This window comes from Streptomyces sp. NPDC092370 (assembly GCF_044755265.1).
Classification (GTDB): Bacteria; Actinomycetota; Actinomycetes; order Streptomycetales; family Streptomycetaceae; genus Streptomyces.
The window spans coordinates 524,118-548,681 of record NZ_JBIVQO010000001.1 but is presented as its reverse complement, the minus strand read 5'-3'; the positions used below and the strand labels follow the sequence as shown (position 1 = coordinate 548,681).

General features: G+C 69.9%; 19 protein-coding genes and 1 pseudogene. 9 read left to right on the top strand and 11 right to left on the bottom strand.

All coding sequences use genetic code 11. The annotated features are described in order from the left end of the window. Window positions 1-169: 169 nt before the first annotated feature. Both dnaJ and hrcA read right to left on the bottom strand, forming a co-directional pair. Entirely contained in the window at window positions 170-1,303 is a 1,134-nt protein-coding gene (gene dnaJ, locus ACIQHQ_RS02385) for a molecular chaperone DnaJ (RefSeq protein WP_402609256.1), read from the bottom strand. Further along, a complete protein-coding gene (gene hrcA / locus ACIQHQ_RS02380; protein WP_086603820.1) occupies window positions 1,303-2,319 on the bottom strand; it encodes a heat-inducible transcriptional repressor HrcA in 1,017 nt (338 codons plus the stop codon). Before hrcA ends, dnaJ begins: the two co-directional genes overlap by 1 nt. Window positions 2,320-2,490: 171 nt before the next feature. Between hrcA and ACIQHQ_RS02375 the strand changes: the two genes are divergently transcribed. Both ACIQHQ_RS02375 and ACIQHQ_RS02370 read left to right on the top strand, forming a co-directional pair. After that, on the top strand, window positions 2,491-3,222 hold the full coding sequence (locus ACIQHQ_RS02375) for an MBL fold metallo-hydrolase (protein WP_402609254.1): 732 nt from the start codon (window positions 2,491-2,493) through the stop codon (window positions 3,220-3,222). A gap of 31 nt (window positions 3,223-3,253) precedes the next feature. After that, window positions 3,254-4,063: a DUF3097 domain-containing protein gene (locus ACIQHQ_RS02370; RefSeq protein ID WP_402609252.1), complete on the top strand. Its 810-nt coding sequence runs from the start codon at window positions 3,254-3,256 to the stop codon at window positions 4,061-4,063. A 6-nt stretch (window positions 4,064-4,069) separates the two neighbouring features. On the opposite strand, the gene hemW is transcribed toward ACIQHQ_RS02370, so the two are convergent. Together hemW and ACIQHQ_RS02360 are read right to left on the bottom strand one after the other, a co-directional pair. Continuing rightward, window positions 4,070-5,302, bottom strand: coding sequence for a radical SAM family heme chaperone HemW (gene hemW, locus ACIQHQ_RS02365; RefSeq protein ID WP_402609250.1), 1,233 nt, complete (start codon window positions 5,300-5,302; stop codon window positions 4,070-4,072). A 27-nt stretch (window positions 5,303-5,329) separates the two neighbouring features. Beyond that, entirely contained in the window at window positions 5,330-7,450 is a 2,121-nt protein-coding gene (locus tag ACIQHQ_RS02360; protein WP_402610603.1) for a SpoIIE family protein phosphatase, read from the bottom strand. A gap of 285 nt (window positions 7,451-7,735) precedes the next feature. On the opposite strand from ACIQHQ_RS02360, the gene ACIQHQ_RS02355 reads away from it, so the two are divergent. Continuing rightward, window positions 7,736-11,881: a HAMP domain-containing protein gene (locus ACIQHQ_RS02355; protein WP_402609248.1), complete on the top strand. Its 4,146-nt coding sequence runs from the start codon at window positions 7,736-7,738 to the stop codon at window positions 11,879-11,881. After that, complete coding sequence (locus ACIQHQ_RS02350; protein WP_402609246.1) at window positions 11,878-12,348, top strand: two-component system response regulator; 471 nt, start codon at window positions 11,878-11,880, stop codon at window positions 12,346-12,348. The genes ACIQHQ_RS02355 and ACIQHQ_RS02350 overlap by 4 nt, the downstream gene beginning before the upstream one ends. Window positions 12,349-12,438: 90 nt before the next feature. Here ACIQHQ_RS02350 and ACIQHQ_RS02345 read toward each other — a convergent pair whose 3' ends face one another. Beyond that, window positions 12,439-14,313 carry an AMP-dependent synthetase/ligase gene (locus ACIQHQ_RS02345; protein WP_402609244.1) on the bottom strand — a complete coding sequence of 625 codons (1,875 nt, stop codon included), beginning with the start codon at window positions 14,311-14,313 and terminating at the stop codon, window positions 12,439-12,441. A gap of 246 nt (window positions 14,314-14,559) precedes the next feature. Next, the gene (lepA, locus tag ACIQHQ_RS02340; protein ID WP_402609242.1) at window positions 14,560-16,428 is read right to left on the bottom strand and encodes a translation elongation factor 4; all 1,869 of its coding nucleotides are present in this window, start codon (window positions 16,426-16,428) and stop codon (window positions 14,560-14,562) included. Between the two features lie 241 nt (window positions 16,429-16,669). Between lepA and rpsT the strand changes: the two genes are divergently transcribed. Beyond that, window positions 16,670-16,936, top strand: coding sequence for a 30S ribosomal protein S20 (gene rpsT, locus ACIQHQ_RS02335; protein ID WP_053669127.1), 267 nt, complete (start codon window positions 16,670-16,672; stop codon window positions 16,934-16,936). 176 nt (window positions 16,937-17,112) lie between these two features. On the opposite strand, the gene ACIQHQ_RS02330 is transcribed toward rpsT, so the two are convergent. After that, window positions 17,113-17,508, bottom strand: a complete 396-nt coding sequence (locus tag ACIQHQ_RS02330; protein ID WP_402609239.1) for a nuclear transport factor 2 family protein — start codon at window positions 17,506-17,508, stop codon at window positions 17,113-17,115. Between the two features lie 104 nt (window positions 17,509-17,612). On the opposite strand from ACIQHQ_RS02330, the pseudogene ACIQHQ_RS02325 reads away from it, so the two are divergent. Then, window positions 17,613-18,035 (top strand): annotated as a pseudogene (locus ACIQHQ_RS02325) (VOC family protein). 316 nt (window positions 18,036-18,351) lie between these two features. Here the strand turns inward: ACIQHQ_RS02325 and holA are convergent. The 4 genes from holA to ACIQHQ_RS02305 form a co-directional block, all read right to left on the bottom strand. Next, window positions 18,352-19,341: a DNA polymerase III subunit delta gene (gene holA, locus ACIQHQ_RS02320; RefSeq protein WP_402609237.1), complete on the bottom strand. Its 990-nt coding sequence runs from the start codon at window positions 19,339-19,341 to the stop codon at window positions 18,352-18,354. Between the two features lie 75 nt (window positions 19,342-19,416). Continuing rightward, window positions 19,417-19,662, bottom strand: a complete 246-nt coding sequence (locus ACIQHQ_RS02315; protein WP_402609235.1) for a hypothetical protein — start codon at window positions 19,660-19,662, stop codon at window positions 19,417-19,419. A 38-nt stretch (window positions 19,663-19,700) separates the two neighbouring features. Then, window positions 19,701-20,582: a YceI family protein gene (locus ACIQHQ_RS02310; protein WP_402609234.1), complete on the bottom strand. Its 882-nt coding sequence runs from the start codon at window positions 20,580-20,582 to the stop codon at window positions 19,701-19,703. A 173-nt stretch (window positions 20,583-20,755) separates the two neighbouring features. After that, the gene (locus tag ACIQHQ_RS02305) at window positions 20,756-21,586 is read right to left on the bottom strand and encodes an arylamine N-acetyltransferase (RefSeq protein WP_402609232.1); all 831 of its coding nucleotides are present in this window, start codon (window positions 21,584-21,586) and stop codon (window positions 20,756-20,758) included. 237 nt (window positions 21,587-21,823) lie between these two features. Between ACIQHQ_RS02305 and ACIQHQ_RS02300 the strand changes: the two genes are divergently transcribed. The 3 genes from ACIQHQ_RS02300 (at window position 21,824) to ACIQHQ_RS02290 (ending at window position 24,564) form a co-directional block, all read left to right on the top strand. After that, the gene (locus ACIQHQ_RS02300) at window positions 21,824-23,491 is read left to right on the top strand and encodes a recombinase family protein (protein WP_402609230.1); all 1,668 of its coding nucleotides are present in this window, start codon (window positions 21,824-21,826) and stop codon (window positions 23,489-23,491) included. A gap of 551 nt (window positions 23,492-24,042) precedes the next feature. Then, the gene (locus ACIQHQ_RS02295; RefSeq protein ID WP_402609228.1) at window positions 24,043-24,246 is read left to right on the top strand and encodes a hypothetical protein; all 204 of its coding nucleotides are present in this window, start codon (window positions 24,043-24,045) and stop codon (window positions 24,244-24,246) included. 27 nt (window positions 24,247-24,273) lie between these two features. Beyond that, window positions 24,274-24,564, top strand: a complete 291-nt coding sequence (locus ACIQHQ_RS02290) for a hypothetical protein (protein WP_402609226.1) — start codon at window positions 24,274-24,276, stop codon at window positions 24,562-24,564.

Sequence of the window (24,564 nt, the reverse complement as noted above, 5' to 3'; positions counted from 1 at the left end):
CGCCCACCCGGGGCACAACCCCCGGACCCCCGGCAGCACCCCCCAGCACCCGCCTCAACGCCCGTTGAAGGCATCCTTCAACCGCGAGAAGAGCCCCTGCCGGCCCGGCTGACCGCGCCCACCCGGGGCACAACCCCCGGACCCCCGGCAGCACCCCCCAGCACCCGCCTCAACGCCCGTTGAAGGCATCCTTCAACCGCGAGAAGAGCCCTTGCTGGCCGGGCTGGAACTGGCCCGTGGGGCGCTCCTCGCCGCGGAGCTTGGAGAGCTCGCGCAGCAGGCGTTCCTGCTCGGGGTCGAGCTTCGTCGGGGTGGTGACCTCGACGTGGACGATGAGGTCGCCTCGTCCGCCGCCGCGCAGGTGTGTGACGCCCCGGCCGTGCAGCGGGATCGACTGGCCGGACTGGGTGCCCGGGCGGATGTCGACCTCTTCGAGGCCGTCGAGCGTCTCCAGCGGCACCTTCGTGCCGAGGGCCGCCGCCGTCATCGGGAGCGTGACCGTGCAGTGCAGGTCGTCGCCGCGGCGCTGGAACTGCGCGTGGGGCAGCTCGTGGATCTCGACGTAGAGGTCACCGGCCGGGCCACCGCCGGGGCCGACCTCGCCCTCGCCGGCGAGCTGGATGCGCGTGCCGTTGTCGACACCGGCCGGGATCTTGACCGTGAGGGTGCGGCGGGACCGGACGCGGCCGTCGCCCGCGCACTCGGGGCACGGCGTCGGGACGACCGTGCCGAAGCCCTGGCACTGCGGGCAGGGGCGCGACGTCATGACCTGGCCCAGGAAGGACCGGGTGACCTGCGAGACCTCACCTCGGCCGCGGCACATGTCACACGTCTGGGCGGAGGTGCCCGGGGCCGCGCCCTCACCGTTGCAGGTGTTGCAGACGACGGCCGTGTCGACCTGGATGTCCTTGGTCGTGCCGAAGGCGGCCTCGTCGAGCTCGATCTCGATGCGGATCATGGCGTCCTGGCCGCGGCGGGTGCGCGAGCGCGGTCCGCGCTGCGACGCCGTGCCGAAGAACGCGTCCATGATGTCCGAGAAGTTCCCGAAGCCGCCGGCGCCGAAGCCGCCCGCGCCGCCGCCGGCCTGCGAGAGCGGGTCGCCGCCGAGGTCGTAGACCTGCTTCTTCTGCGGGTCCGACAGCACCTCGTAAGCGGCGTTGATCTCCTTGAACCGCTCCTGGGTCTTCGGATCGGGGTTGACGTCCGGGTGCAGCTCGCGGGCGAGCCGCCGGAAGGCCTTCTTGATCTCTTCCTGCGACGCGTCGCGGCGCACGCCGAGTACGGCGTAGTAGTCCGTGGCCACTACGACTCCGCCAGGATCTGTCCGACGTACCGTGCCACTGCGCGTACCGCTCCCATCGTTCCCGGGTAGTCCATGCGGGTCGGTCCGACCACGCCGAGCTTGGCGACTGCCTCGCCGCCCGAACCGTAGCCGACCGACACGACGGACGTGGAGTTGAGTCCTTCGTGGGCGTTCTCGTGACCGATCCGTACGGTCACGCCCGGATCCTGCGCCTCGCCGAGCAGCTTGAGGAGCACGACCTGCTCCTCAAGCGCCTCCAGCACCGGCCGGATCGTGAGGGGGAAGTCATGACCGAAACGGGTCAGATTGGCGGTGCCGCCGATCATCAGCCGCTCCTCGTTCTCCTCGACGAGCGTCTCCAGGAGTGTGGAGAGCACCGTGGAGACCGTACCCCGGTCCTCGTGCTCGAACGCCTCCGGGAGATCCTCCACCAGACTCGGCACATCCGCGAAACGGCGGTTCGCCACGCGGCTGTTGAGGCGCGCGCGCAGATCCGCGAGCGAGGCCTCGCCGAAGGGCGCCGGGCAGTCGACCACCCGCTGCTCGACCCGCCCGGTGTCCGTGATCAGCACGAGCATCACCCGCGCGGGCGCCAGGGAGAGCAACTCCACGTGCCGCACGGTCGAGCGGGTCAGCGACGGGTACTGCACGACGGCGACCTGACGCGTGAGCTGCGCGAGCAGCCGTACCGTGCGCGCCACGACGTCGTCGAGGTCGACGGCACCCTCGAGGAAGTTCTGGATCGCGCGCCGCTCGGGCGCGGTCATCGGCTTGACGCCGGCGAGCTTGTCGACGAACAGCCGGTAGCCCTTGTCCGTGGGGATGCGCCCGGCGCTGGTGTGCGGCTGGGCGATGTACCCCTCGTCCTCGAGGGCCGCCATGTCGTTGCGGACGGTGGCCGGGGAGACGCCGAGGTTGTGCCGCTCGGTGAGGGCCTTGGAGCCCACCGGCTCCTCGGTGCCGACGTAGTCCTGGACGATGGCGCGCAGCACCTGAAGCCTGCGTTCACTGAGCATCGCGCACACCTCCAGATGTCTGAGCCTGCTGCCCTGCCGGTCCGGCCTGGCACTCTGCGGGTGCGAGTGCCAGCATTCCCCGGGCCCAGTGTACGGCGGTGGGGTACACCCCCGGCAAGGCTGGTCGTGCGGCGCCGTGCCCCGGGCGGGGCGCACCGCTAGCGTCGCCGTATGACGGTGACTTGGGAAGACCTCGGATGGGAGCGCGTGGCCGCCGGGGTGGGGCGGTGCCGGCTGCCGGTGTGGGACTGCACGGCGGGGCTGGTGATCGGCGAGGGCGCGGCCCTCATGATCGACGCGGGGTCGAGCCTCGCCGAGGGCGCTAAGTTGCGGGCGCAGGCGCGGGCGGCCGCGGGTCACCGTGTGACGCATCTCGCGCTGACCCATCCCCACTTCGACCATGTCTTCGGGGCGGCGGCCTTCACGGACACCGAGGTGTTCGGCGCGGTCGGCGTGGACGCGGTGCTGACGCGGGTGCGGGACCGGGAGGAGCTGCGCGCGGACGCGGTACGCCACGGCCTGGCGGCGCCCACGGCCGGGGAGGCGGCGGAGCGGCTGGCTGCGCCCGGCCATCTGGTCTCCGGCGAGTGGACCCTCGACCTGGGCGGCGGCCGGCAGGTGCTGCTGGCGAACGTCGGCCCCGGGCACACCGCGCACGATCTGGCGGTGCTGGTGCCGGGAGATCCGGAGGTGGTGTTCTGCGGCGATCTGGTCGAGGAGTCCGGCGAGCCGCAAGCGGGCCCCGACGCGGTGCCGTCGCACTGGCCGGCCGCCCTGGACCGGCTGCTCGGCCTGGGCGGCGAGGACGCGCTGTACGTACCCGGTCACGGAGCGGTGGTGGACGCGGCGTTCGTGCGGGCGCAACGCGACGCGCTGGCGGCGCGTTTCGGCGTGTCGCGGTGATCGCCGTTCGCCTTCTCCTATCGTCGTTCGAATGCGCCAGTACTCCGCCGACCTGACCCCGCCGTGGAAGAAGCCCGAGCCGGTGCCCGAGGTCGCGGCGGAGCCGGGTCTGGTGGTGGAGGAGCCGGTGACCGGCTTCTGCGGTGCGGTGATCCGCTGCGAGGCGGGCACGGTGACGCTGGAGGACCGCTTCGGCAAGCACCGGGTGTTTCCCATGGAGCCGCGCGGCTTCCTGCTGGAGGGCAGGGTGGTGACCCTCGTCCGCCCGGCTCCGGGCGGTCCCGCGCGTCCCACCCGCACGGCCTCCGGGTCGGTCGCCGTCCCCGGCGCGCGCGCCCGCGTGGCCCGCGCCGGCCGCATCTACGTCGAGGGCCGCCACGACGCCGAGCTGGTCGAGAAGGTGTGGGGCGACGACCTGCGCATCGAGGGCGTGGTCGTGGAGTACCTGGAGGGCGTCGACGACCTCCCGTCGATCGTCGAGAGCTTCGCCCCCGGCCCGGACGCCCGCCTCGGCATCCTGGTCGACCACCTGGTCCCGGGCTCGAAGGAGTGGCGCATCGCACGGTCCGTCACCAGTGACCACGCCCTGGTCGTGGGCCACCCGTACATCGACGTCTGGGAGGCGGTGAAGCCGTCGTCCCTGGGCATCGGGGCCTGGCCCCGCGTCCCACGCGGCCAGGACTGGAAGACGGGCGTGTGCAGGGCACTGGGCTGGCCGGAGAACACCGGGGCGGCCTGGCAGCGGATCCTGTCGGGGGTGCACTCGTACAAGGACCTGGAGCCGGAGCTGCTGGGCAGGGTCGAGGAACTGATCGACTTCGTCACGGCACCAGCGCCCTGAGCTGCCTCAGTCCACCAGGTCCCGCACCACCCCGTCCGCCAGCAGCCTCCCCCGCAGTGTCAGCACGGCCCGCCCCTGCTCGTACGGACCTTCCTGCAGCAGCCCGTCCGACAGCGCCCTGCGCGAAGCGGCGAGCCCCTCCTCGCGCAGCAAGGAGAGCGGCACCCCCTCCCGCAGGCGCAGCTCCAGCAGGATCCGCTCCACCCGACGGTCCTCACCGGACAGCAGCTCACGCCCGGCTCCCGGCGACCGCCCCGCCGCCAAGGCCCCGGCGTACGCCCCGGGATGCTTCACGTTCCACCACCGGACGCCGCCCACATGACTGTGCGCACCGGGCCCGGCACCCCACCAGTCGGCCCCCCGCCAGTACAGCTCGTTGTGCAGGCAGCGCCCGGCCTCGGAGGTCGCCCAGTTCGACACCTCGTACCACGCGAAGCCCGCGCCCGAGAGGACCTCGTCCGCGATCAGGTACCGGTCGGCGTGGACGTCGTCGTCGGTCATCGGCACCTCGCCCCGGCGGATCCGGCGGGCCAGCTGCGTGCCCTCCTCGACGATCAGGGCGTACGCGCTGACATGGTCCGGCCCGGCGCCCAGCACCGCGTCCAGCGAGGCCCGCCAGTCGTCGTCGGACTCGCCGGGGGTGCCGTAGATCAGGTCGAGGTTGACGTGCTCGAACCCGGCCGCCCGGGCCTCCGCCACACACGCCTCGGGCCGCCCCGGCGTATGCGTGCGGTCCAGCACCCTCAGCACGTGCTGCCGCGCGCTCTGCATCCCGAAGGAGATCCGGTTGAAGCCCCCCTCGCGCAGAGCCGCCAGGTACGCGGGGTCGACCGACTCCGGGTTCGCCTCCGTCGTGACCTCGGCGTCCTGCGCGAGCCCGAACTCGTCCCGGACGGCCTTCAGCATCCGGACGAGGTCACCGGCGTCCAGCAGCGTGGGTGTCCCGCCGCCCACGAAGACCGTCCGCACCGGCCGCGGATCGTCCCCCAGCACCTTGCGCGCCAGCCGGATCTCGTCGGCCAGCGTCTCGGCGTAGTTGTCCCGGGAGGCGAGCACGCCGCCGGTGCCGCGCAGCTCGGTCGCGGTGTACGTGTTGAAGTCGCAGTAGCCGCAGCGGGTCGCGCAGTACGGAACGTGCAGGTAGAACCCGAGCGGGCGGTCGGCGGCCCCGGCGAGCGCGGACGCGGGCAGCGCGCCGTCGTCGGGGACGGGCTCGCCGTCGGGGAGTGCGGAAGGCATGTCCTCCATTGTCCAGCACCCGAGCGCTCACTCCGCCTGGAGCACCAGCAGCGCGAGATCGTCCGCCGGGGGCCGCGCCCCGAAGTCGTGCACCAGCCGCTTGATCCGCTCTGCTATCAGCTCCGCGTCCAGTCCGGCGCACCCGGCCAGCGCCGCCGCGAGACCGTCCCCGTCGTCGAACTGGCGGGAGCCCGAGCGGCGCTCGGTCACGCCGTCGGTGACGCACAGGAGCGTGTCGCCGGACCGCAGCTCGAAGGTCTCACTGGTGTAGGTGGCGTCCTCGACGACGCCTAGGAGGGTCTGCGGCGTCGCTGCCGTGTGGACCTCGCCACCCGCCCCGAGCAGCAGGGGCAGCGGGTGCCCGGCGGAGGCGACGGTGCAGCGGACACCGCCGTCGAAGGGGACGAGTTCCCCGTACAGCAGGGACAGGAACCGCGTCTGGGGGCCGTCACCGGGCGGGGTCGGCCGCGCGCCCGCGGCGACCAGCGCCCGGGCCGCCGCGTCGGCGGCCTCCGTGGCGTCGTCGAGCAGAAGCTGGTTGAGACGGTCCAGCACGTCGGCGACCCGATAGCCCTCGCGGGCCAGCAGCCGCAGCCAGGGCCGGGCCAGGCCGATCACGACGGCCGCCTCGGGCCCCTTGCCCTGGACGTCGCCGACGGCGAAGCACCAGCGGCCGTCGCCGGCCGGGAACAGGTCGTAGAAGTCACCGCTCGGCCCGCCCTTGTCGCACGGCTCGTAGACGAGGGCGCTGCGCACGCCGGGGATCTCGGCCACGGCGCCCGGCAGCAGCCCGCGCTGGAGTACGGCGCTGATGGTGGCCTGGCGGGCGTACTGGCGGGCGGCGCCGATGGCGAGGGCGACCCGGCGGCTGAGGTCCTCGACGAGGCCGGTGATCTCGTCGGGGAAGCCGGCCGTCCCGGACCGGCCGATGACGAGGGTGCCCAGCGGGCGTCCTCCGGCGACCAGCCGGTACGCGATGGCCGCGCCGGGCTCACCGATGTCGTCACCGAGCGCCTCGGCGGGCCAGGGGTAGGCGACGGGCCCGGACCCGCCCTGCTCCCGACCTCGCTCGAAGGGGGCCGCCCCCATCGGGTCGAACGGGTGCGGCGGGTCCTTCTCCAGGGTGCGGCGCAGTTCCTCGATGCGGTTCTCACTGCCGTGCCAGACCCGCGCGAGGCGCGGTCCGCCCGCGCCGGCTCCGCCCCTCCAGCCGTCACCGGTGGCCTCGTCCTCCAGCCACACCGCGCACCAGTCGGCCAGCCGGGGCACGATCAACTGCCCGGCGAGGGCCGCGACCAGGTCCTCGTCGAGCTGTCCGGCGAGCAGGTCGGAGGCCTCGGCGAGGAAGGAGAGGGCGCCGCGGCCGAGCCAGGCGCCATCGGGCCCGTGGCGTCCGTGCCGGCTCTCGTGCCGGTCCCGCCAGTCCCGCAGGTCGTTCCAGTCACGCAGGTCACGGGAGTCCCGCGGGGCGGGCCAGTCGCGTGCCTCTCCGCCCTGCCGCGAGTCCCATGTCTCCCCTCCCTCGCGCGAGTCCCACAGGTCTCCCCCGGCACGCCAGGCCCGGACGGTCTCCCCCGCCTCGCCGACCTGGCGTGGTTCGGGCGCCAGGATCTCCGCCACCCGCAGGCCACGCGCCAGCGCGTGCTCCCCGGCGTACGCCTCGATCTGCTCGCCCGCCGCGCACCCCCCGGCGGGCAGCCGCGCCCACACGGTCTTCCGCCCCGTGCGGTACGTGATCCCCCACGCCTCGCAGAGCGCGCCGACCAGCCGCAGGCCACGCCCGTACTCGGGTGTGTCGTGCGGTGTCTCCGGCTCGCTGCCGCGCGGGGCGCGGGAGGGGTGGTGGTCGGAGACCTCGACGACGAGCGCGGCCGTGTCCGGGGTGTCGCCTTCGAGTCGGCACTCCATCTCGACGTCGGTGCCGGCGTGCACGACGGCATTGGTGACGAGTTCGCTGACGACGAGCGCGGCGTCGCCGGCGAGGCGGTCGCTGAGGTGCCCGGCGCCGGGCAGGCCGAGCCCGGTCCACTCGGCGAGCGCCGCGCGCACCAGGGTGCGGGCGGCGCCCGGCGCGAGAGAGCTGCCGGACAGGGTCGCGTGCGCCCGCGTGCGCTCCTGTACGGGCGCCTCGGAGGCGGACCCGGGCATCGCACGGGCGGGCTCACGCGTATCGGGAGCGAGCGCCCCGGAGGACGGTGTGATCACCTCCGGGGGCGGTGCGGGCTCCTCGGAAACGGGCCCCTCCTGAACGGGCACGGGCGTCTCCCCAGCGTGTGCAGGCGCCTGCGAGGCACGGGAAGCGGTCTCCCGTTGCGTCGGAATGGCCCCCATGGGCAGCTCCCCGGGCAGTTCGTACGAATACGCCACAGTCGATGCCGACAGAGTGACAGACTGACCACGCCCATAAGCGCCGAGTTACCGAAGTGGGCCGCCATGAGTGAGAACAGTGCTACTCCTGTGGTCGAAGACCGGCACGGAGACGGTCAGATTCGTGCATCCGATCTGCGTCCCCTGCTCGCCGCGATGACGGCCGCGCGTGACGGAGACTTCGCCAAGATGCCGGAATCCGGCCACGGAATGGTGGCCGAACTCACCGCGGTCTTCAACCAGATCATGGACCGCAGCCTCCATTTCACCACCGAGACCCGACGCGTCAGACGGGAGCTGGTGCGGCACGGCCGGCTCGACGAGCGCCTCTCGGCCAGCCCGGGTCAGGGTCTGTGGACGTCCCGGGTCAACGACGTCAACCAGCTGCTCGACGCCCTGGTCGCCCCGGCGGCGAACGCCACGCGCGTACTGGACGCGGTGGCCGGCGGCGATCTGACCCAGCGGGTCGATCTGCACGACGGCACGCGGGAGTTACGCGGCGACCTGCGGCGCCTCGGCCGGGCCGTGAACACGATGGTGGACCAGCTCTCCCTGTTCACCGGCGAGGTGACCCGGGTCGCCCGCGAGGTCGGCACCGAGGGCCGGCTCGGCGGCCGGGCCAAGGTGCAGGGCCTGTCGGGAAGCTGGCGGGACGTCACGGAGGCGGTCAACACGATGGCCTCCCGCCTGACCGCCCAGGTCCGGGACATCGCGGCGGTGACGACGGCGGTGGCCCGCGGCGACCTGACACGCACGGTCACGGTGGAGGCGACCGGCGAGCTGCTCGAACTGAAGCTCACCGTCAACACGATGGTCGACCAGCTGTCCGCCTTCGCCGACGAGGTCACCCGGGTCGCCCGCGAGGTCGGCACCGAGGGCCGGCTGGGTGGCCGGGCGCAGGTGCGGGGCGTCTCGGGCGTCTGGAAGGACCTCACCGACAACGTCAACTTCATGGCGTCGAACCTGACCTCCCAGGTCCGCAACATCGCCCAGGTGACGACGGCCGTCGCCAACGGCGACCTGTCGCAGAAGATCACGGTCGACGCGCAGGGCGAGATCCTGGAGCTGAAGTCGACCATCAACACGATGGTCGACCAGCTCTCCGCCTTCGCCGACGAGGTCACCCGGGTCGCCCGCGAGGTCGGCACCGAGGGCAACCTCGGCGGCCGGGCGCAGGTCCGGGGCGTCTCGGGCGTCTGGAAGGACCTCACCGACAACGTCAACTTCATGGCCGACAATCTCACCTCCCAGGTCCGCAACATCGCCCTCGTCTCCACCGCCGTCGCCCAGGGCGACCTCGGCAAGAAGATCACGGTGGAGGCCAAGGGCGAGATCCTGGAGCTGAAGTCCACGATCAACACGATGGTGGACCAGCTCTCCGCCTTCGCCGACGAGGTCACCCGCGTCGCCCGCGAGGTCGGCACCGAGGGCAACCTCGGCGGCCAGGCGCAGGTCCGGGGCGTCTCGGGCGTCTGGAAGGAGCTCACCGACAACGTCAACTTCATGGCCCTGAACCTGACCTCGCAGGTCCGCAACATCGCCCAGGTGACGACGGCCGTCGCCAACGGCGATCTGTCCAAGAAGATCACGGTCGACGCGCGCGGGGAGATCCTGGAGCTGAAGGACACCGTCAACACGATGGTGGAGCAGCTGCGCGCCTTCGCCGACGAGGTGACGCGGGTGGCCCGCGAGGTGGGCACCGACGGCCGGCTCGGTGGCCGGGCCCAGGTGCTGGGTGTCTCCGGCGTCTGGCGGGATCTGACGGACAACGTCAACTACATGGCCGACAATCTCACCTCCCAGGTGCGCAACATCGCCCAGGTGGCGACGGCCGTGGCGCAGGGCGATCTGTCCCGGAAGATCGACGTGGACGCGCGCGGGGAGATCCTGGAGCTGAAGACCACCATCAACACCATGGTCGACACGCTGTCCTCCTTCTCCTCGGAGGTCACCCGCGTGGCCCGAGAGGTCGGCAGCGAGGGCCGACTCGGTGGCCAGGCCCGGGTCGAGGGCGTGTACGGCACCTGGAAGCGCCTGACGACGAACGTCAACGAACTCGCCTCCAACCTCACCACCCAGGTCCGGGCGATCGCCGAGGTCGCCTCCGCCGTGGCCCAGGGCGACATGTCCCGTTCGATCACGGTGGAGACGCAGGGCGAGGTCGCGGAGCTGAAGGACAACATCAACCTGATGGTGGCCAACCTCCGCGAGACGACCCGCGCGAAGGACTGGCTGGAGTCCAACCTGGCCCGGCTCGCCGCCCTGATGCAGGGCCACCGGGACCTGATGGAGGTCGCCGACCTCATACTCCGCGAGCTGACCCCGCTGGTGAACGCCCAGTACGGCGCGTTCTACCTGGCCGAAGCGGACGAGGACGGCGCGGCCGCGCGCACCACCGTGCCGATCAAGGGCCTGGCCTTCATCGCCGGCTACGGCGCCGCCCAGGACACGACCGTCGAGACCGGCGGCCTGCCGGTGCACGGGCTGGTCGCGCAGGCGGCCCGGGAGAAGAAGCGGATCCTGGTCGAGGGCGCCCCGCCCGACTACATCAAGATCAACAGCGGGCTGGGCGAGGCGGCTCCGACCACGATCGTCATCATCCCGATCCTCTTCGAGGACAAGCTCCTCGGTGTCATCGAACTCGCCTCCTTCTCCCGCTTCTCCGATGTGCACCTGGCGTTCTTCGACCAGTTCGTCAACACCATCGGCGTCGCCATCAACACCATCATTGCCAACTCCCGGACGGAGTCCCTGCTCGGCGAGTCCCAGCGCCTCGCCAGACAGCTCCAGGAGCGCTCGGACGAACTCCAGAAGCAGCAGGGCGAACTCCAGCGTTCCAACGCCGAACTGGAGGAGAAGGCCGCCCTGCTGGCCACGTCCTCGCAGTACAAGTCGGAGTTCCTGGCGAACATGTCGCACGAGCTGCGCACGCCGCTGAACTCCCTGCTGATCCTGGCCCGGCTGCTCTCCGACAACCCGGACGGCCATCTCTCCGACCAGGAGGTGCAGTTCGCGGCGACGATCCACCGCTCGGGCTCGGACCTCCTGCAACTGATCAACGACATCCTGGACCTGTCGAGGATCGAGGCCGGCCGGATGGACGTGCGTCCCAAACGGCTGCCGCTGATCAAGCTTCTCGACTACGTCCACGCCACCTTCCGGCCGCTCACCCTGGACCGGGGGCTCGCCTTCGAGCTGGCGGTGGGCGAGGACGTACCGCGTGAGATGTACTCGGACGAGCAGCGGCTCCAGCAGATCCTGCGCAACCTGCTGTCCAACGCGATCAAGTTCACCGCGAACGGCAAGGTCGAGCTGCGGGTGGACCGGGTGCAGGACGGCGAGCCCCGATGGGGGTCCCCCCGCTCGAGCAAAGTCGAGAGTGGGAGAGAAACCGAGAGTGCGGGAGTCCGGGACACCGACGACGTCGTCGCGTTCACCGTCTCCGACACGGGCATCGGAATCGCGCCGGAGAAACTCCCGGTGATCTTCGAGGCGTTCCAGCAGGCCGACGGCACCACCAACCGCAAGTACGGCGGGACCGGCCTCGGCCTGTCCATCAGCCGGGAGATCGCGGGCCTGCTCGGCGGCCGGATCGTCGCCGAGAGCGAACCCGGCAAGGGTTCCACGTTCACCCTCTACGTCCCCGTGGTCAGTCCCGGTCACACGGCTCCCGTGCCGCTCCCCGAGCAGCGCACCGACCTGCCCGTGGCGCTCCAGCCTGCCGCCGGGCCCCTCCCCGTGGCCCACGACACGGACGACGCGTGGCCCGCGCCGACCAAGCTGGAGGCGTGGACGTCCGGCAGGCCGGGCCGGATCCTGGCCGGGCGGCGGGTGCTGATCGTGGACGACGACATCCGCAACGTCTTCGCCCTCACCCATGTCCTGGGCCGGGTCGGCATGACCGTCCTGTACGCGGAGAACGGGCGCGAGGGCATCGAGACACTGGAGCGCAGCCCGGACGTCGAACTGGTCCTGATGGACATCATGATGCCGGAGATGGACGGTTACGAGACCATCTCCGCGATCCGCCGCACACCCCGCTGGGCGGGCCTTCCGATCGTGGCACTGACCGCCAAGGCGATGCCCGGCGACCGGGAGAAGTCCATCGCCCGCGGCGCCGACGACCACGTGCCCAAGCCGGTGGACATCGACGGCCTGCTGACGGTCGTGTGCGGACTGCTGGACTCCGAGGGCACGGAAGAAGAGGCATGAGCAGCACGGCCACTCACCCCGAACGCGCCGGAATCCTCCTCGTCGACGACATGGAGGACAACCTGACGGCCCTGGAGGCCGTCCTGGCCTCCCTCGACGAGCCGCTGGTACGCGCCCGTTCGGGCGAGGAGGCGATGAAGGCCCTGCTGCGGCAGCCGATCGCCCTGGTCCTGCTCGACATCCGCATGCCCGGCATGGACGGCTTCGAGACGGCCGCCCACATCAAACGCCTCGACCAGACCCGGAACGTCCCGATCATCTTCCTCACCGGGGCGGACGACGACTCGGGCTACGCCTTCCGCGGCTACGCGACCGGCGCCGCCGACTACGTGACCAAGCCCTTCGACCCGTGGGTGCTCAGGGCCAAGGTCAGGGTCTTCCTGGACCTCTACCGCAAAGGCCGGGAGGTGGAACGCCTGCGCGCGGAGGTCCGGGACCTCAAACGCCGGGTGGGACAGGGTCCTTAGGGGCGCGGGGCCGTATCAAGGTGCGGCTCGGCCGCGTGGGCGCGACGAGCCACAACGGGCCCGTCGCCGCCACACAGCCCCCGCCGCCTCCTACGATTCGCGAGAGCCGTGGTACATCTCCTCGATCAGATGCTTGTACTCCCGCTCCACCACCGGCCGCTTCAGCTTCAGGCTCGGCGTGATCTCACCGTGCTCCACATCGAGGTCCCGCGGCAGCAGGCGGAACTTCTTGATGGTCTGCCACCGCTGAAGCCCCTCGTTGAGCTGCTTCACATACCCGTCGACCATCTCGACGGTCACCGGCGCGGCGACGATCTCCGCGTACGACTTGCCCTCCAGCCCGTTGTCCTTGGCCCAGTCGGTGAGGGCGACCTCGTCGAGCGCGATGAGCGCCGTGCAGAAGTTCCGGTCGGCCCCGTGCACCAGGATGTTGGACACGTACGGGCACACCGCCTTGAACTGTCCCTCGACCTCCGCCGGGGCGATGTACTTGCCGCCCGAGGTCTTGATGAGGTCCTTCTTGCGGTCGGTGATCCGCAGGTACCCGTCGGGCGACAGCTCCCCGATGTCCCCGGTGTGGAACCAGCCGTCCGGCTCCAGCACCTCGGCGGTCTTCTCGGGCAGCTTGTGGTAGCCCTCCATGATGCCCGGGCCGCGCAGCAGGATCTCCCCGTCGTCGGCGATCCGCACCTCCGTGCCGGGCAGCGGCTTGCCGACGGTGCCGGTGCGGTAGGCCTCGCCCGGGTTCACGAAGGACGCCGCCGAGGACTCGGTCAGTCCGTAGCCCTCCAGGATGTGAACACCGGCCCCCGCGAAGAAGTAGCCGATCTCCGGCGCCAGCGCGGCGGAACCCGAGACGCACGCCCGCAGGTTCCCGCCGAAGGCCTCACGGATCTTGGCGAACACCAGCGCGTCGGCCACCTTGTGCTTCGCGCCCAGCCCGAACGGCACGGACGCGGTCCCGGTCCGGCGGAAGTTGTCCTGGGAGACCTTGGCGTACTCGCGGGCCACCTCGGCGGCCCACTGGAAGATCTTGTACTTGGCGCCGCCGCCCGCGCGGGCCTTCGCGGCCACGCCGTTGTAGACCTTCTCGAAGATGCGCGGCACTGCCGCCATGTACGTCGGCTGCACCACCGGCAGATTCTCGATGATCTTGTCGACCCGTCCGTCCACGGCGGTCACGTGCCCGACCTCGATCTGTCCGGACGTGAGCACCTTGCCGAAGACGTGCGCGAGGGGCAGCCACAGGTACTGCACGTCCTCGGGGCCGACCAGCCCGGTCGCGGCGATCGCCTTCGCCATGTACGACCAGTTGTCGTGCGGCAGGCGCACACCCTTGGGTCGGCCCGTGGTGCCGGAGGTGTAGATGAGCGTGGCCAGCTGGTCCTTGGCGATCGCGCCGACCCGCTCCTTGATCAGGTCGGCGTCCTTCTCCAGCCGGGCCGCGCCGCGCTTCTCCAGCTCGTCCAGGGTGAGGATCCAGTCGGCGGTCTCGACACCCGCCGCGTCGACGACCACGACATGCGTCAGCTCGGGCAGCTCGGCGCGCTTCTCCTTCGCCTTGGCCAGCTGCTCGGCGTTCTCCGCGATCAGCACCCGGCTCTCGGAGTCCGAGAGGATGTAGGCGGACTCGTCGGCGTTGGTCTGCGGGTACACCGTGGTCGTGGCGGCGCCGGCGCACATGATGCCGAGGTCGGCCAGGATCCACTCGATCCGGGTGCTGGAGGCCAGGGCGACGCGCTGCTCGGGCTGCACGCCCAGCTCGATGAGCCCCGCCGCGATGGCGTAGACCCGCTCGGCGGCCTGCGCCCAGCTCAGCGATTTCCACTCGTCCGGCCCCTGGCCCGCCGACGATGGAACCGGATACCGATAGGCCTCGGCGTCCGGCGTGGCCGCTACGCGCTCCAGGAAGAGGCCCGCCACGGACGGCGGACGGTTCTCGATCAGGGTCTGTGTGTCGCTCACGACATCCTCCGGGCCCGCGACAGTGCGGCTGGCTCAGGTGCGGCTGGGTTCACTCACGAGCCCTTGTTTAACTCGTGAGTAACTATCGAGCAGGGACAGAGTAAAGGGCGACCGGCCCTTGCGTAAGGGTCAGCGGCCTGTCACTTCACCCAGAGAACTACCCCGGTACGCCCAGGGGCCCGCCGCATTTCACGCGGCGAGCCCCTGTTCAACCCGGATTGCGGTGTAACCCGCGGTAAGCCGCGATTACTTCTTGCCCTTGCCCGACCCCGCACTGTCATCGCTCGACAGGACGGCGATGAAGGCCTCCTGCGGAACCTCTACGGAACCCACCATCTTCATCCGCTTCTTGCCCTCCTTCTGCTTCTCCAGCAGCTTCCGCTTACGGGAGATGTCACCGCCGTAGCACTTGGCGAGGACGTCCTTGCGGATGGCACGAATGGTTTCGCGGGCGATGACCCGGGAGCCGATGGCCGCCTGGACCGGCACCTCGAAGGCCTGCCGCGGGATGAGCTCCTTGAGCTTGGCGACGAGCCGCACGCCGTACGCGTACGCCTGGTCCTTGTGGGTGATCGCCGAGAAGGCGTCGACCTTGTCGCCGTGCAGCAGGATGTCGACCTTGACCAGGCTGGAGGTCTGCTCGCCGGTGGGCTCGTAGTCGAGCGAGGCGTAGCCGCGGGTCTTGGACTTCAGCTGGTCGAAGAAGTCGAAGACGATCTCCGCGAGCGGCAGGGTGTAGCGGATCTCGACCCGGTCCTCGGAGAGGTAGTCCATGCCGAGCAGGACACCGCGCCGGGTCTGGCACAGCTCCATGATCGAGCCGATGAACTCGCTGGGCGCCAAGATGGTGGCCCGCACGACCGGCTCGTAGACCTCCGAGATCTTGCCCTCGGGGAACTCGCTGGGGTTGGTGACGGTGTGCTCGCTGCCGTCCTCCATGAGGACGCGGTAGACCACGTTCGGCGCGGTGGCGATCAGGTCGAGGCCGAATTCGCGCTCCAGCCGCTCGCGGATCACGTCCAGGTGCAGCAGGCCGAGGAAACCGACGCGGAAACCGAAGCCGAGGGCCGCGGAGGTCTCCGGCTCGTAGACCAGCGCGGCGTCGTTGAGCTGAAGCTTGTCCAGGGCCTCGCGCAGCTCCGGGTAGTCCGAGCCGTCCAGCGGATACAGGCCCGAGAAGACCATGGGCTTGGGGTCCTTGTAGCCGCCGAGCGCCTCCTCGGCCCCCTTGGACTGGCTGGTGACGGTGTCACCGACCTTGGACTGGCGGACGTCCTTCACCCCGGTGATGAGGTACCCCACCTCGCCGACGCCGAGCCCGTCCGCGGCGAGCATCTCGGGCGAGTTCGTCCCGATCTCCAGCAGCTCGTGGGTGGCGTTGGTGGACATCATCCGGATGCGCTCGCGCTTGTTGAGCTGCCCGTCGATGACGCGGACGTACGTCACGACACCGCGGTAGGAGTCGTAGACCGAGTCGAAGATCATGGCGCGCGCGGGGGCGTCCTTGACGCCGACCGGGGCCGGGACCTCGGCGACGACCTTGTCGAGCAGCGCCTCGACGCCCAGGCCGGTCTTGGCGGAGACCTTCAGCACGTCGTCGGGGTCGCAGCCGATGAGGTTGGCGAGCTCCTCGGAGAACTTCTCCGGCTGGGCGGCCGGCAGGTCGATCTTGTTCAGCACCGGGATGATCTTGAGGTCGTTCTCCATCGCCAGATACAGGTTGGCGAGGGTCTGCGCCTCGATGCCCTGGGCCGCGTCGACGAGGAGCACGGTGCCCTCGCAGGCCGCGAGCGACCGCGAGACCTCGTAGGTGAAGTCGACGTGCCCCGGGGTGTCGATCATGTTGAGGATGTGCGTGTTGCTCTTGTCATGGGTCGGAGCCCAGGGCAGACGCACCGCCTGTGACTTGATCGTGATGCCGCGCTCGCGCTCGATGTCCATGCGGTCGAGGTACTGGGCGCGCATCTGCCGGTGCTCGACCACTCCGGTCAGCTGGAGCATCCGGTCGGCGAGCGTGGACTTGCCGTGGTCGATGTGCGCGATGATGCAGAAGTTGCGGATCAGAGCCGGGTCGGTACGGCTCGGCTCGGGCACGTGGCTGGGGGTCGCGGGCACGCAGGGTCCTGATTCTTGAGGCGTCCGCAGTGTCTGCGGTCTCGGGTCGGATCGATACGTAGCCTCCATGGTCCCACGGGTGAGGACCACGAACGGGTTTGGGCCGTGGATGGAGCCACTGGTAGCCTGGGTGGCTGTGCCTCATGCCCTCTCGCAGGAGGCACGACCTCAAGAAATCACCCGGTGCGGGAATCGTGCGGCATCCGTGCGGCCTCGTGCCAGAACCTGAGAAGGCTCATTCGTGGCGAACATCAAGTCCCAGATCAAGCGGATCAAGACCAACGAGAAGGCGCGGCTGCGCAACAAGGCCGTCAAGTCCTCCCTGAAGACCGCGATCCGCAAGGCCCGTGAGGCTGCTGCCGCGGGTGACGTCGAGAAGGCCACCGAGTACCAGCGCGTCGCCGCGCGTCAGCTCGACAAGGCCGTCTCCAAGGGCGTCATCCACAAGAACCAGGCCGCCAACAAGAAGTCGGCGCTGGCTTCGAAGGTCGACGCGCTCAAGGGCTGACATCTGATGTGACGCCGGAGGGAATCGAGCGGGCCCTCTCTCATCCGCTCCCGTCCGGCACCCCTCGGATCCGCGCGCGGCCTGCGTTCGCCACGCGGGCGCGGATCCAGCAGCTTGAATCGAAGGCCGGGTGCCCTCCTGTTCCCCATGGGACGGCAACCCGGCCTTCGGCCTGTTCAGGACCAGAACTCGTTGTTCTTGTCGATGTCCTCGACGCATTCGTCGAGGTCGGTGACCTTGTCGCCGACGATCCGGAAGATGATGCAGCCGGTGTCGTCGAGGCGCTTGCCGTTGCGCTCGGCCGTGAAGCGGCTCATGCCGACCGCATGACCGCGGCCGTCGACACAGATGCCGATGACGTCGGCGCGCATCGTCCCGTTCGTCTCCGCGCCGAGCCGCTCGTACATCTCGATGATCGAGTTCGCCCCCTTGAAGTCGCCCGACATCGGGTGCTCTCCCGGCACGTGGTGTGTGGCGTCCGAGGCGATCAGTCCGCGCAGGGTGTCCATGTCACCGCGCGAGAAGGCCTCGAACCCCTTGCGGACCAGCGCTGCGTGCGGGTGTTCAGCCATGACCCTCGCCACCTCTCCGTCACTCGGCGACGTAAGGCTGATACACCCGATTCTCCTCTTCGGCAGGAGGAGGGCGACTCGATCACGGCACACACAGTGGAGACATGGACGCAGACGACACGAGCGCACCGGTCCTGGTCCGCGCGGCGACCAGACTCTCCACCCAGGACCTGGAGGGGCCCGGCGTTTCCACTCCGAGAAACTCGGTCCGGATCCCGTCGACGAACGCCCCGGCGGGCTGCTCTACCGGTGCGGCGGAGCGGAGTTCGTCCTCTTCCGGTCGACGGGGCCTCGCCCGGCACCTTCACCCGGACGGCGCTGGAGGTCGCGGACATCGACGCGGCGGTCGCGGAGCTGAAGCGGCGCGGCGTGGTGTTCGAGGAGGTCGACGCCCCCGGCTTCCGCACGCAGGCGGAATCGCCGAGATCGAGGGGAACTACCCGAGCGAGGGCGCACGCGGCGAACGCGGCGCCTGGTTCCACGACAGCGAGAGAAACCTGCTGGGGACGGGGGAGCCGGTGATCTGAGCGGAGGCCGCTGCCACGCGCGGGCAGCGGGTGCCTGCGGAGCCGGGCCCGACCGGCCCGGCCCGCGCTTGGGAGCCGTGCGAGCCCGGGACCGGCCCGCCTGGACCCCCGGCTGCGGAGCCGGCCCGACCGGCCGGCCCTCGAGGGGAGCCGAGCGGCCCGGTTCCTGGCCGGCCTGGACCGCCCGGCTCACACCGGCCCGCTCAGACCGGCCCGCTCAGACCGGTCGGCTCAGGCCCTGGACCTCGCCGGCCCCGGTCCGGCCGGCCCCGCTTCTCGAAGCGGGCCGAGCCGACCCGGATCCGATCGGCCCGGGTCAGCCCCGGCCCCTGGAGCGGGCCGCCCGGGCGATGGTGACCACTGCCTTCTCCAGGGCGTAGGCGGGGTCGTCGCCGCCGCCCTTCACCCCCGCGTCCGCCTCGGCCACGGCCCGCAGCGCGACCGACACCCCGTCCGGGGTCCAGCCCCGCATCTGCTGCCGCACGCGGTCGATCTTCCACGGCGGCATCCCCAGCTCCCGCGCGAGATCGGCCGGCCGGCCCCCGCGCGCGGACGACAGCTTCCCGATCGCCCGGACGCCCTGCGCGAGCGCGCTCGTGATCATCACCGGCGCCACCCCGGTCGCCAGCGACCAGCGCAACGCCTCCAGGGCCTCCGCGGCCCGCCCCTCGACCGCCCGGTCGGCGACCGTGAAGCTCGACGCCTCGGCCCGCCCGGTGTAGTACCGTCCGACGACCGCCTCGTCGATGGTCCCCTCGACGTCCGCGACCAGCTGGGACACCGCGGAGGCCAGCTCCCGCAGATCGCTGCCGATCGCGTCGACGAGCGCCTGGCAGGCCTCCGGCGTGGCGGACCTCCCCGTCACCCTGAACTCGCCCCGCACGAACGCCAGCCGGTCCGCCGGCTTCGTCATCTTCGGGCAGGCCACCTCACGCGCCCCCGCCTTGCGCGCCGCGTCGAGCAGCCCCTTGCCCTTGGCCCCGCCGGCGTGCAGCAGGACCAGGGTGATCTCCTCGGCGGGAGACCCGAGATACGCCTTCACGTCCTTGATCGTGTCGGCCGACAGATCCTGCGCGTTGCGTACGACCACGACCTTGCGCTCCGCGAAGAGCGACGGGCTCGTCAGCTCGGCGAGCGTGCCGGGCTGCAGCTGGTCCGGGGTCAGGTCCCGCACGTCCGTGTCGGCGTCGGCGGCCTTCGCCGCGGCCACCACCTCCTGCACGGCACGGTCGAGGAGCAGGTCCTCCTGGCCCACGGCGAGCGTCACCGGGGCGAGGGGGTCGTCGTTCGCAGTCTTCCTGGCCATCGCGACAAGCATCCCACGCGCCACTGACAGCGGGCCCCGGCTGACCGGGAGGCGCCCCCGCACACGTCCCGGCGCCTACGGTTCCTCCCGCCAGCCCTCCCACTCGCCGGCCAGCCGGTCCAGCTCCCCGGCGTCCAGCCGTCGGTCCTCGTCCCGCAGGACGACCAGCCACTGCGCGTCCTCGGCGTCGTCCTCACCGGCCAGCGCGTCCCGCACCAGCTGCGGCTCCTCGACGACCCCGAACCTCTCCCGCAGCGCGTCCACCGCCTCTTCCGCGGCATCACGGTCGGGCAGTACCAGCACATGTCGCACGTCACTCACGCCGGACATTGTCCGGCACCGCACAGCGGCCCGGCCGCTCAGCCCCTGCGCACGACCTGCACATCGAGATCGACCCTGATGCTCGGCCCCACCACCGCGATGCCCCGCGCCAGCATCGTCTGCCAGCTCACGGTGAAGTCGTCCCGGTGCAGCTCGGTCGTGGCCCGGCAGGCCGCCCGCACCTCGCCCTCCATGCCGTTGCCCAGCCCCAGGTACTCCGTGTCCAGCGTGACCGTCCGCGTCACGCCGTGCAGCGACAGCGCCCCGGTCACGGCCCACCGGTTCCCGCCCCTGTGCACGAACCTCTCGCTGTAGAACTCCAGGGTCGGGAACCTCTCGACGTCCAGGAAGTCCGCCGATCGGAGGTGGTCGTCGCGCATCCTCATGTTGGTGTCGATGGACGCCGCGTCGATCACCACGTGCATCGCCGACCGCTCCATCGGATCGGCGACCCGTATGACGCCCGCGAACGACTTGAACTGCCCGTGGATCCGGGCCAGTCCGATGTGCCGCGCGGTGAAGCCGACCGAGGAGTGCGCCGGCTCGATCTCCCAGTCACCGGCATCGGGCAGCTCCGGCGGCCGGGCCAGTTGCAGCGTCACGTCCCCGAGCGACGCGAGCGCGTTCTCCGCGACCTGCGTGGTCGCCCGGTACGGCGTGTACCCCTCCGCCGACACCGCGAGCCGGTACTCGCCCGCGGGCAGTGTCGTCATGAACGACCCGTACGGATCCGCTCCCCCGCTGACGACCGGCCGCCCCACGGCGTCCGTGACCGCGAACTCGGCGTGCCTGACAGGCTCGTGGACCGGGTCCAGCACCCGGCAGACCAGCACCCCGGCGCTCGGCGGTGTCGGCACCGCCGCCAGGGGACTCGTCCGTTGCACCCGGTCGGTGCGGTTTCCCCGCCAGCGGCCGATCATCACGACTCCCCTGAGTGACTCGAAATCGCCTGTTGATCACCGTTGATCACACGGTGCGAAGACGCATTCGACCACCGGTGAGGCTTTCGAGGCAACACGGGACCACATCACGGGAAACCAGCAGATGTGCTGGTACTACGCACGAGTAGCCCCGTGTGGCCTCAATTGATGCTTTATGAGGGATTTCGCGCTACCGGCACCTTGTCGAGCTCGATACCGAACCGCTCCCGGTACACCCCGAGTACCTCCTCGTCCGCCCCCAGCTCCCGCTCGTCGCGTGTGCCGTCGGCCGCCGTCACCGTGAGCCGGCGCCCGCTGAGCGTGATCCTGCCTCCGTCCTCCGTCACCCGCGAACAGACAGGCGACCGCGTGAAGTGCGACACCGGCGAGGTGCTGTGCCACCACGCCCCGGCCACGAAGTCGTCGAGCGCCCGCGGCCGCACCTCCAGGCGGTACTGCGGTCTGCCGCCCCGGGACACGTCCAGGTCCGCCGCCTCCGCCGTGCCGTGCCCCCCGCGCACCCCGGCCGCGTCCGGCCCCGCCTCGACGATCCGGAACGTGCCTCCCGGATCCTCCTGTTCTCCCCGCTCCCCGAACGCCAACGGCAGATGGCTGTGCGCCCCGAAGCCGACGTCCGCCAGCCAGTCGCCCCCGTCCACCGTCCGCACCCGCAGCGCGAGATGGTCGTTGGGGATCCCGAGCTGCTCCCCGTCCCCGTACACCCGCGCCGCCAGCAGCGCCACGTCGAACCCCAGGGCGGCGAGCAACGCCCCGAAGGCGCCGTTGAGTTCGTAACAGAACCCACCCCGCCGGGCGCCCACCACCTTGTCCAGCAGCCGCTTCTCCTCCAGCACGATCTCCTCACCCAGATGGATCGAGAGGTTCTCGAACGGCACGGTCTGCAGGTGTCGCAGGTGCAGCTCGCGCAGTGCGTCGACGGTGGGCCACGCCGGGGGCTCGACCCCGAGCCGGCGGAGATAGGCATCAACCTGTGCTGAGTTCATGCCCTCAGTCTCGCGCCACGCTCAGCTCCCCGCCCCCTCCCACGACCGCGAGCGCGCCGTCCCGGTCCGTCCGCAGCACCGCGGCTCCCCCGGCGCGCAGGGCGGCGACGGTACCGGGGGCCGGGTGACCGTAGGAGTTTCCAAGGGGTCTCCGACTAGCAGTTCTAGGAGACACCACCCATGGCGGCATCTTCGCAGGTCAGACCAGCTAGGCACTCCACTCGCTACCGCACCCCTGTGAACACTCAACTCAGGGGCGTGTCTGCCCTCCGCCTGTCTGTCCTCACGGACGAAAGCACCTCACCCGAGCGCCAGCGGGAGGCCAACCGGGGCGCAGCCGCATCGCTGAGCATTGACCTGGGCGACCGCGAAGCCGTTGACCTTGGCGTATCCGCCAGCAAGACCACGCCCTTTGAGCGCCCGGAATTGGGTGCCTGGCTTCGTCGACCGGATGACTTTGACGCGCTGGTGTTCTGGCGATTCGATCGCGCCGTTCGGTCTATGGACGACATGCACGAGTTGGCCAAGTGGGCACGCGAACAGCGGAAAATGATCGTCTTCGCTGAGGGTCCTGGTGGGCGATTGGTGCTGGACTTCCGCAACCCGCTGGACCCCATGGCACAACTCATGGTCACACTGTTCGCATTCGCTGCACAGATGGAAGCGCAGGCAATCCGCGAACGTGTTACCAGCGCGCAGGCAGCAATGCGGGCCATGCCTCTTCGCTGGCGCGGCTCGCGTCCCCCCTACGGCTATATGCCCGCACCCCTGGAAGGTGGCGGCTGGACCCTTGTTCAGGACCCAGATGCCGTGGCCGTGCTTGAACGCATCATCAAAGAACTCATGGGAGACCCGCACAACGGCGTGTCAGGGAAAAGTCTCGCATCAATCGCGCGTGGGTTGAACGCAGATGGTATTCCGTCGTCCCGTGACCACTGGAGCATCAAGCAAGGGCGGAGCACTGGCGGAAAGACTGGCGGTAAGGCTGGTGAGACTGTCGTTCGTGGGCGCTTTGCCTGGCGCCACAACGCCATTAAGGAACTGCTCACCAGTGAGCGGCTGTTGGGCTGGAAGCTCACTGACAACAGGCCTGTACGTGACAGCGAGGGCGCCCCTGTCATGGCGACCGCTGAACCGATCCTGACTCGTGAAGAATTCGACGCAATCGGCGCGGTGCTCGCTGGACGCTCTGTCGATAACAAGTCTGCGGATCGAGTGGACACCGTGGCGCTTTTGCTTCGCGTCATTCACTGCGCCGGCTGCGGGGAACGCATGTACCTACACAGGCCGTCCCCGAACAGCAAGAGCACCAGCAAAACGGAAACGTACAAGTGTGGTGCGAACATCAGGGGCAAGCAGTGTGAGACACCCGCAATCATCAAGCGGGAATGGGCCGACGAATACGCAGAGCGCGAGTTTCTGCGCATGCTGGGGGCGCTGGAAGTCACACAGACGCGCACCATTCCTGGATACGACCCGCAGCCCGAGATTGACGCCACTCTCGCTGAGTTCGAAGCACACCAGGAACAGCAAGGGCGACAGCGCAGCAGTGCGGCAAAGGCGGCATGGCAGCGACACGCAGATGCCCTTGACGCGCGACTCGCTGAACTTGAGACCCGCGAACGCGTCGAGACCCGCACAGAGGAAATCCGTACCGGAAAGACCTACGCAGACCTGTGGGCGAAAGCTGACACAGCAGGTAAGCGAGGGCTGATGCAGGAAGCTGGAGCGCACCTGAGCGTCAAGCGCGGAGCACGGGGCGGCTGGCGCAAGTTGGACGAACGTCGCGTTGATTTCAGCGTGCGAGACCCGTTCTTCACTGAGGCTGCGCACGCAATCACTGACCCGACAGCGGAAGAGGCCGCATGGGAATGGGAGTCACGCCGCACGGGGGCCACAACCTGAGTCAGCGGTAACCAATGGCACAGGCCCGGCTGAAGTTTGGCGACTGGAACCGGGCCTGTGTCCTCAACAGAGGAGACAGCAGCATATGACACGCGCGGAGTTCCTGGCTAAGGCAGACGCAGAAAGAGCAGCATGGGAACGTGAGTTCGAATTCAGAACGATATCCCGTCAACTCGACAGGCTGTATGCCCAGCAAGCTGCTGGAGACGTGAGCACGTACGTGGCACAGCGCGTTGACCGACTGGAACGCGTTCAACAGTGCTTGATGGGTCAGCCTCAGATGCTCGCCGGCTAGGCCCCTCGGCGCCCCCCTCAGCCCCGTTCAGGCGTCCCATGCGGGATCGCTCGGGCGGGGCTCTCTGACGCCCTCAGGCAGGCGTCTGCACTGACAGCGACCGGCGTAGGCAATCCACTCGCTATCTATATGGCACAGGGCAAGCACAGCGCCCCGCACAGATTTCCACCTTGGCGGGTGGCGCAGGGCCTCAGTCAACACGGCTGAGGCCTTTGCTTTGCCCGCTGACTGAAACAAAACATGGAACGGAGTCAGCGTGAACGCACGCGAAGTAGAGACCCGGGTCAAGACACTCGGGGCACAGCGCAAGGAACTCCGCGCACAACTCGCCAGCGTCGACCGCGAGATACGCGCACTGATGCCGGACGCCCGAAGTGTGGCGCAGATGAGCCAGGAAGCAATCCGGGACGCCTGTGCGCTGAGCGTCCCCACCATTCGCCTCTGGACACAGGGCGCCTAAGCGCAACCCGCCAAGGAAGGAAAAACCATGAACGGAATCGACCACTACAAGCGCGCTGAGAAGTTGTTGGCCGACGCGCACGAACCATCCATCGTGCAGTCAGTCACGGGGGAAGTGTTGAGCTACAAGCACGGCAATGAGGAACGGGCGCACATGATTCACACCGCACACGTTCACGCGCTGCTCGCTAACTCGGCTGCCACGGCAGACGCAACGGCATTCCGCAGGGCACTCGCGCAGGCCAACGGAATGGAGCTGCCCACCCGTACGCCGGCGCCAAAGCCTACTGCCAACCTGCTTGACGACGAGGACATGTGA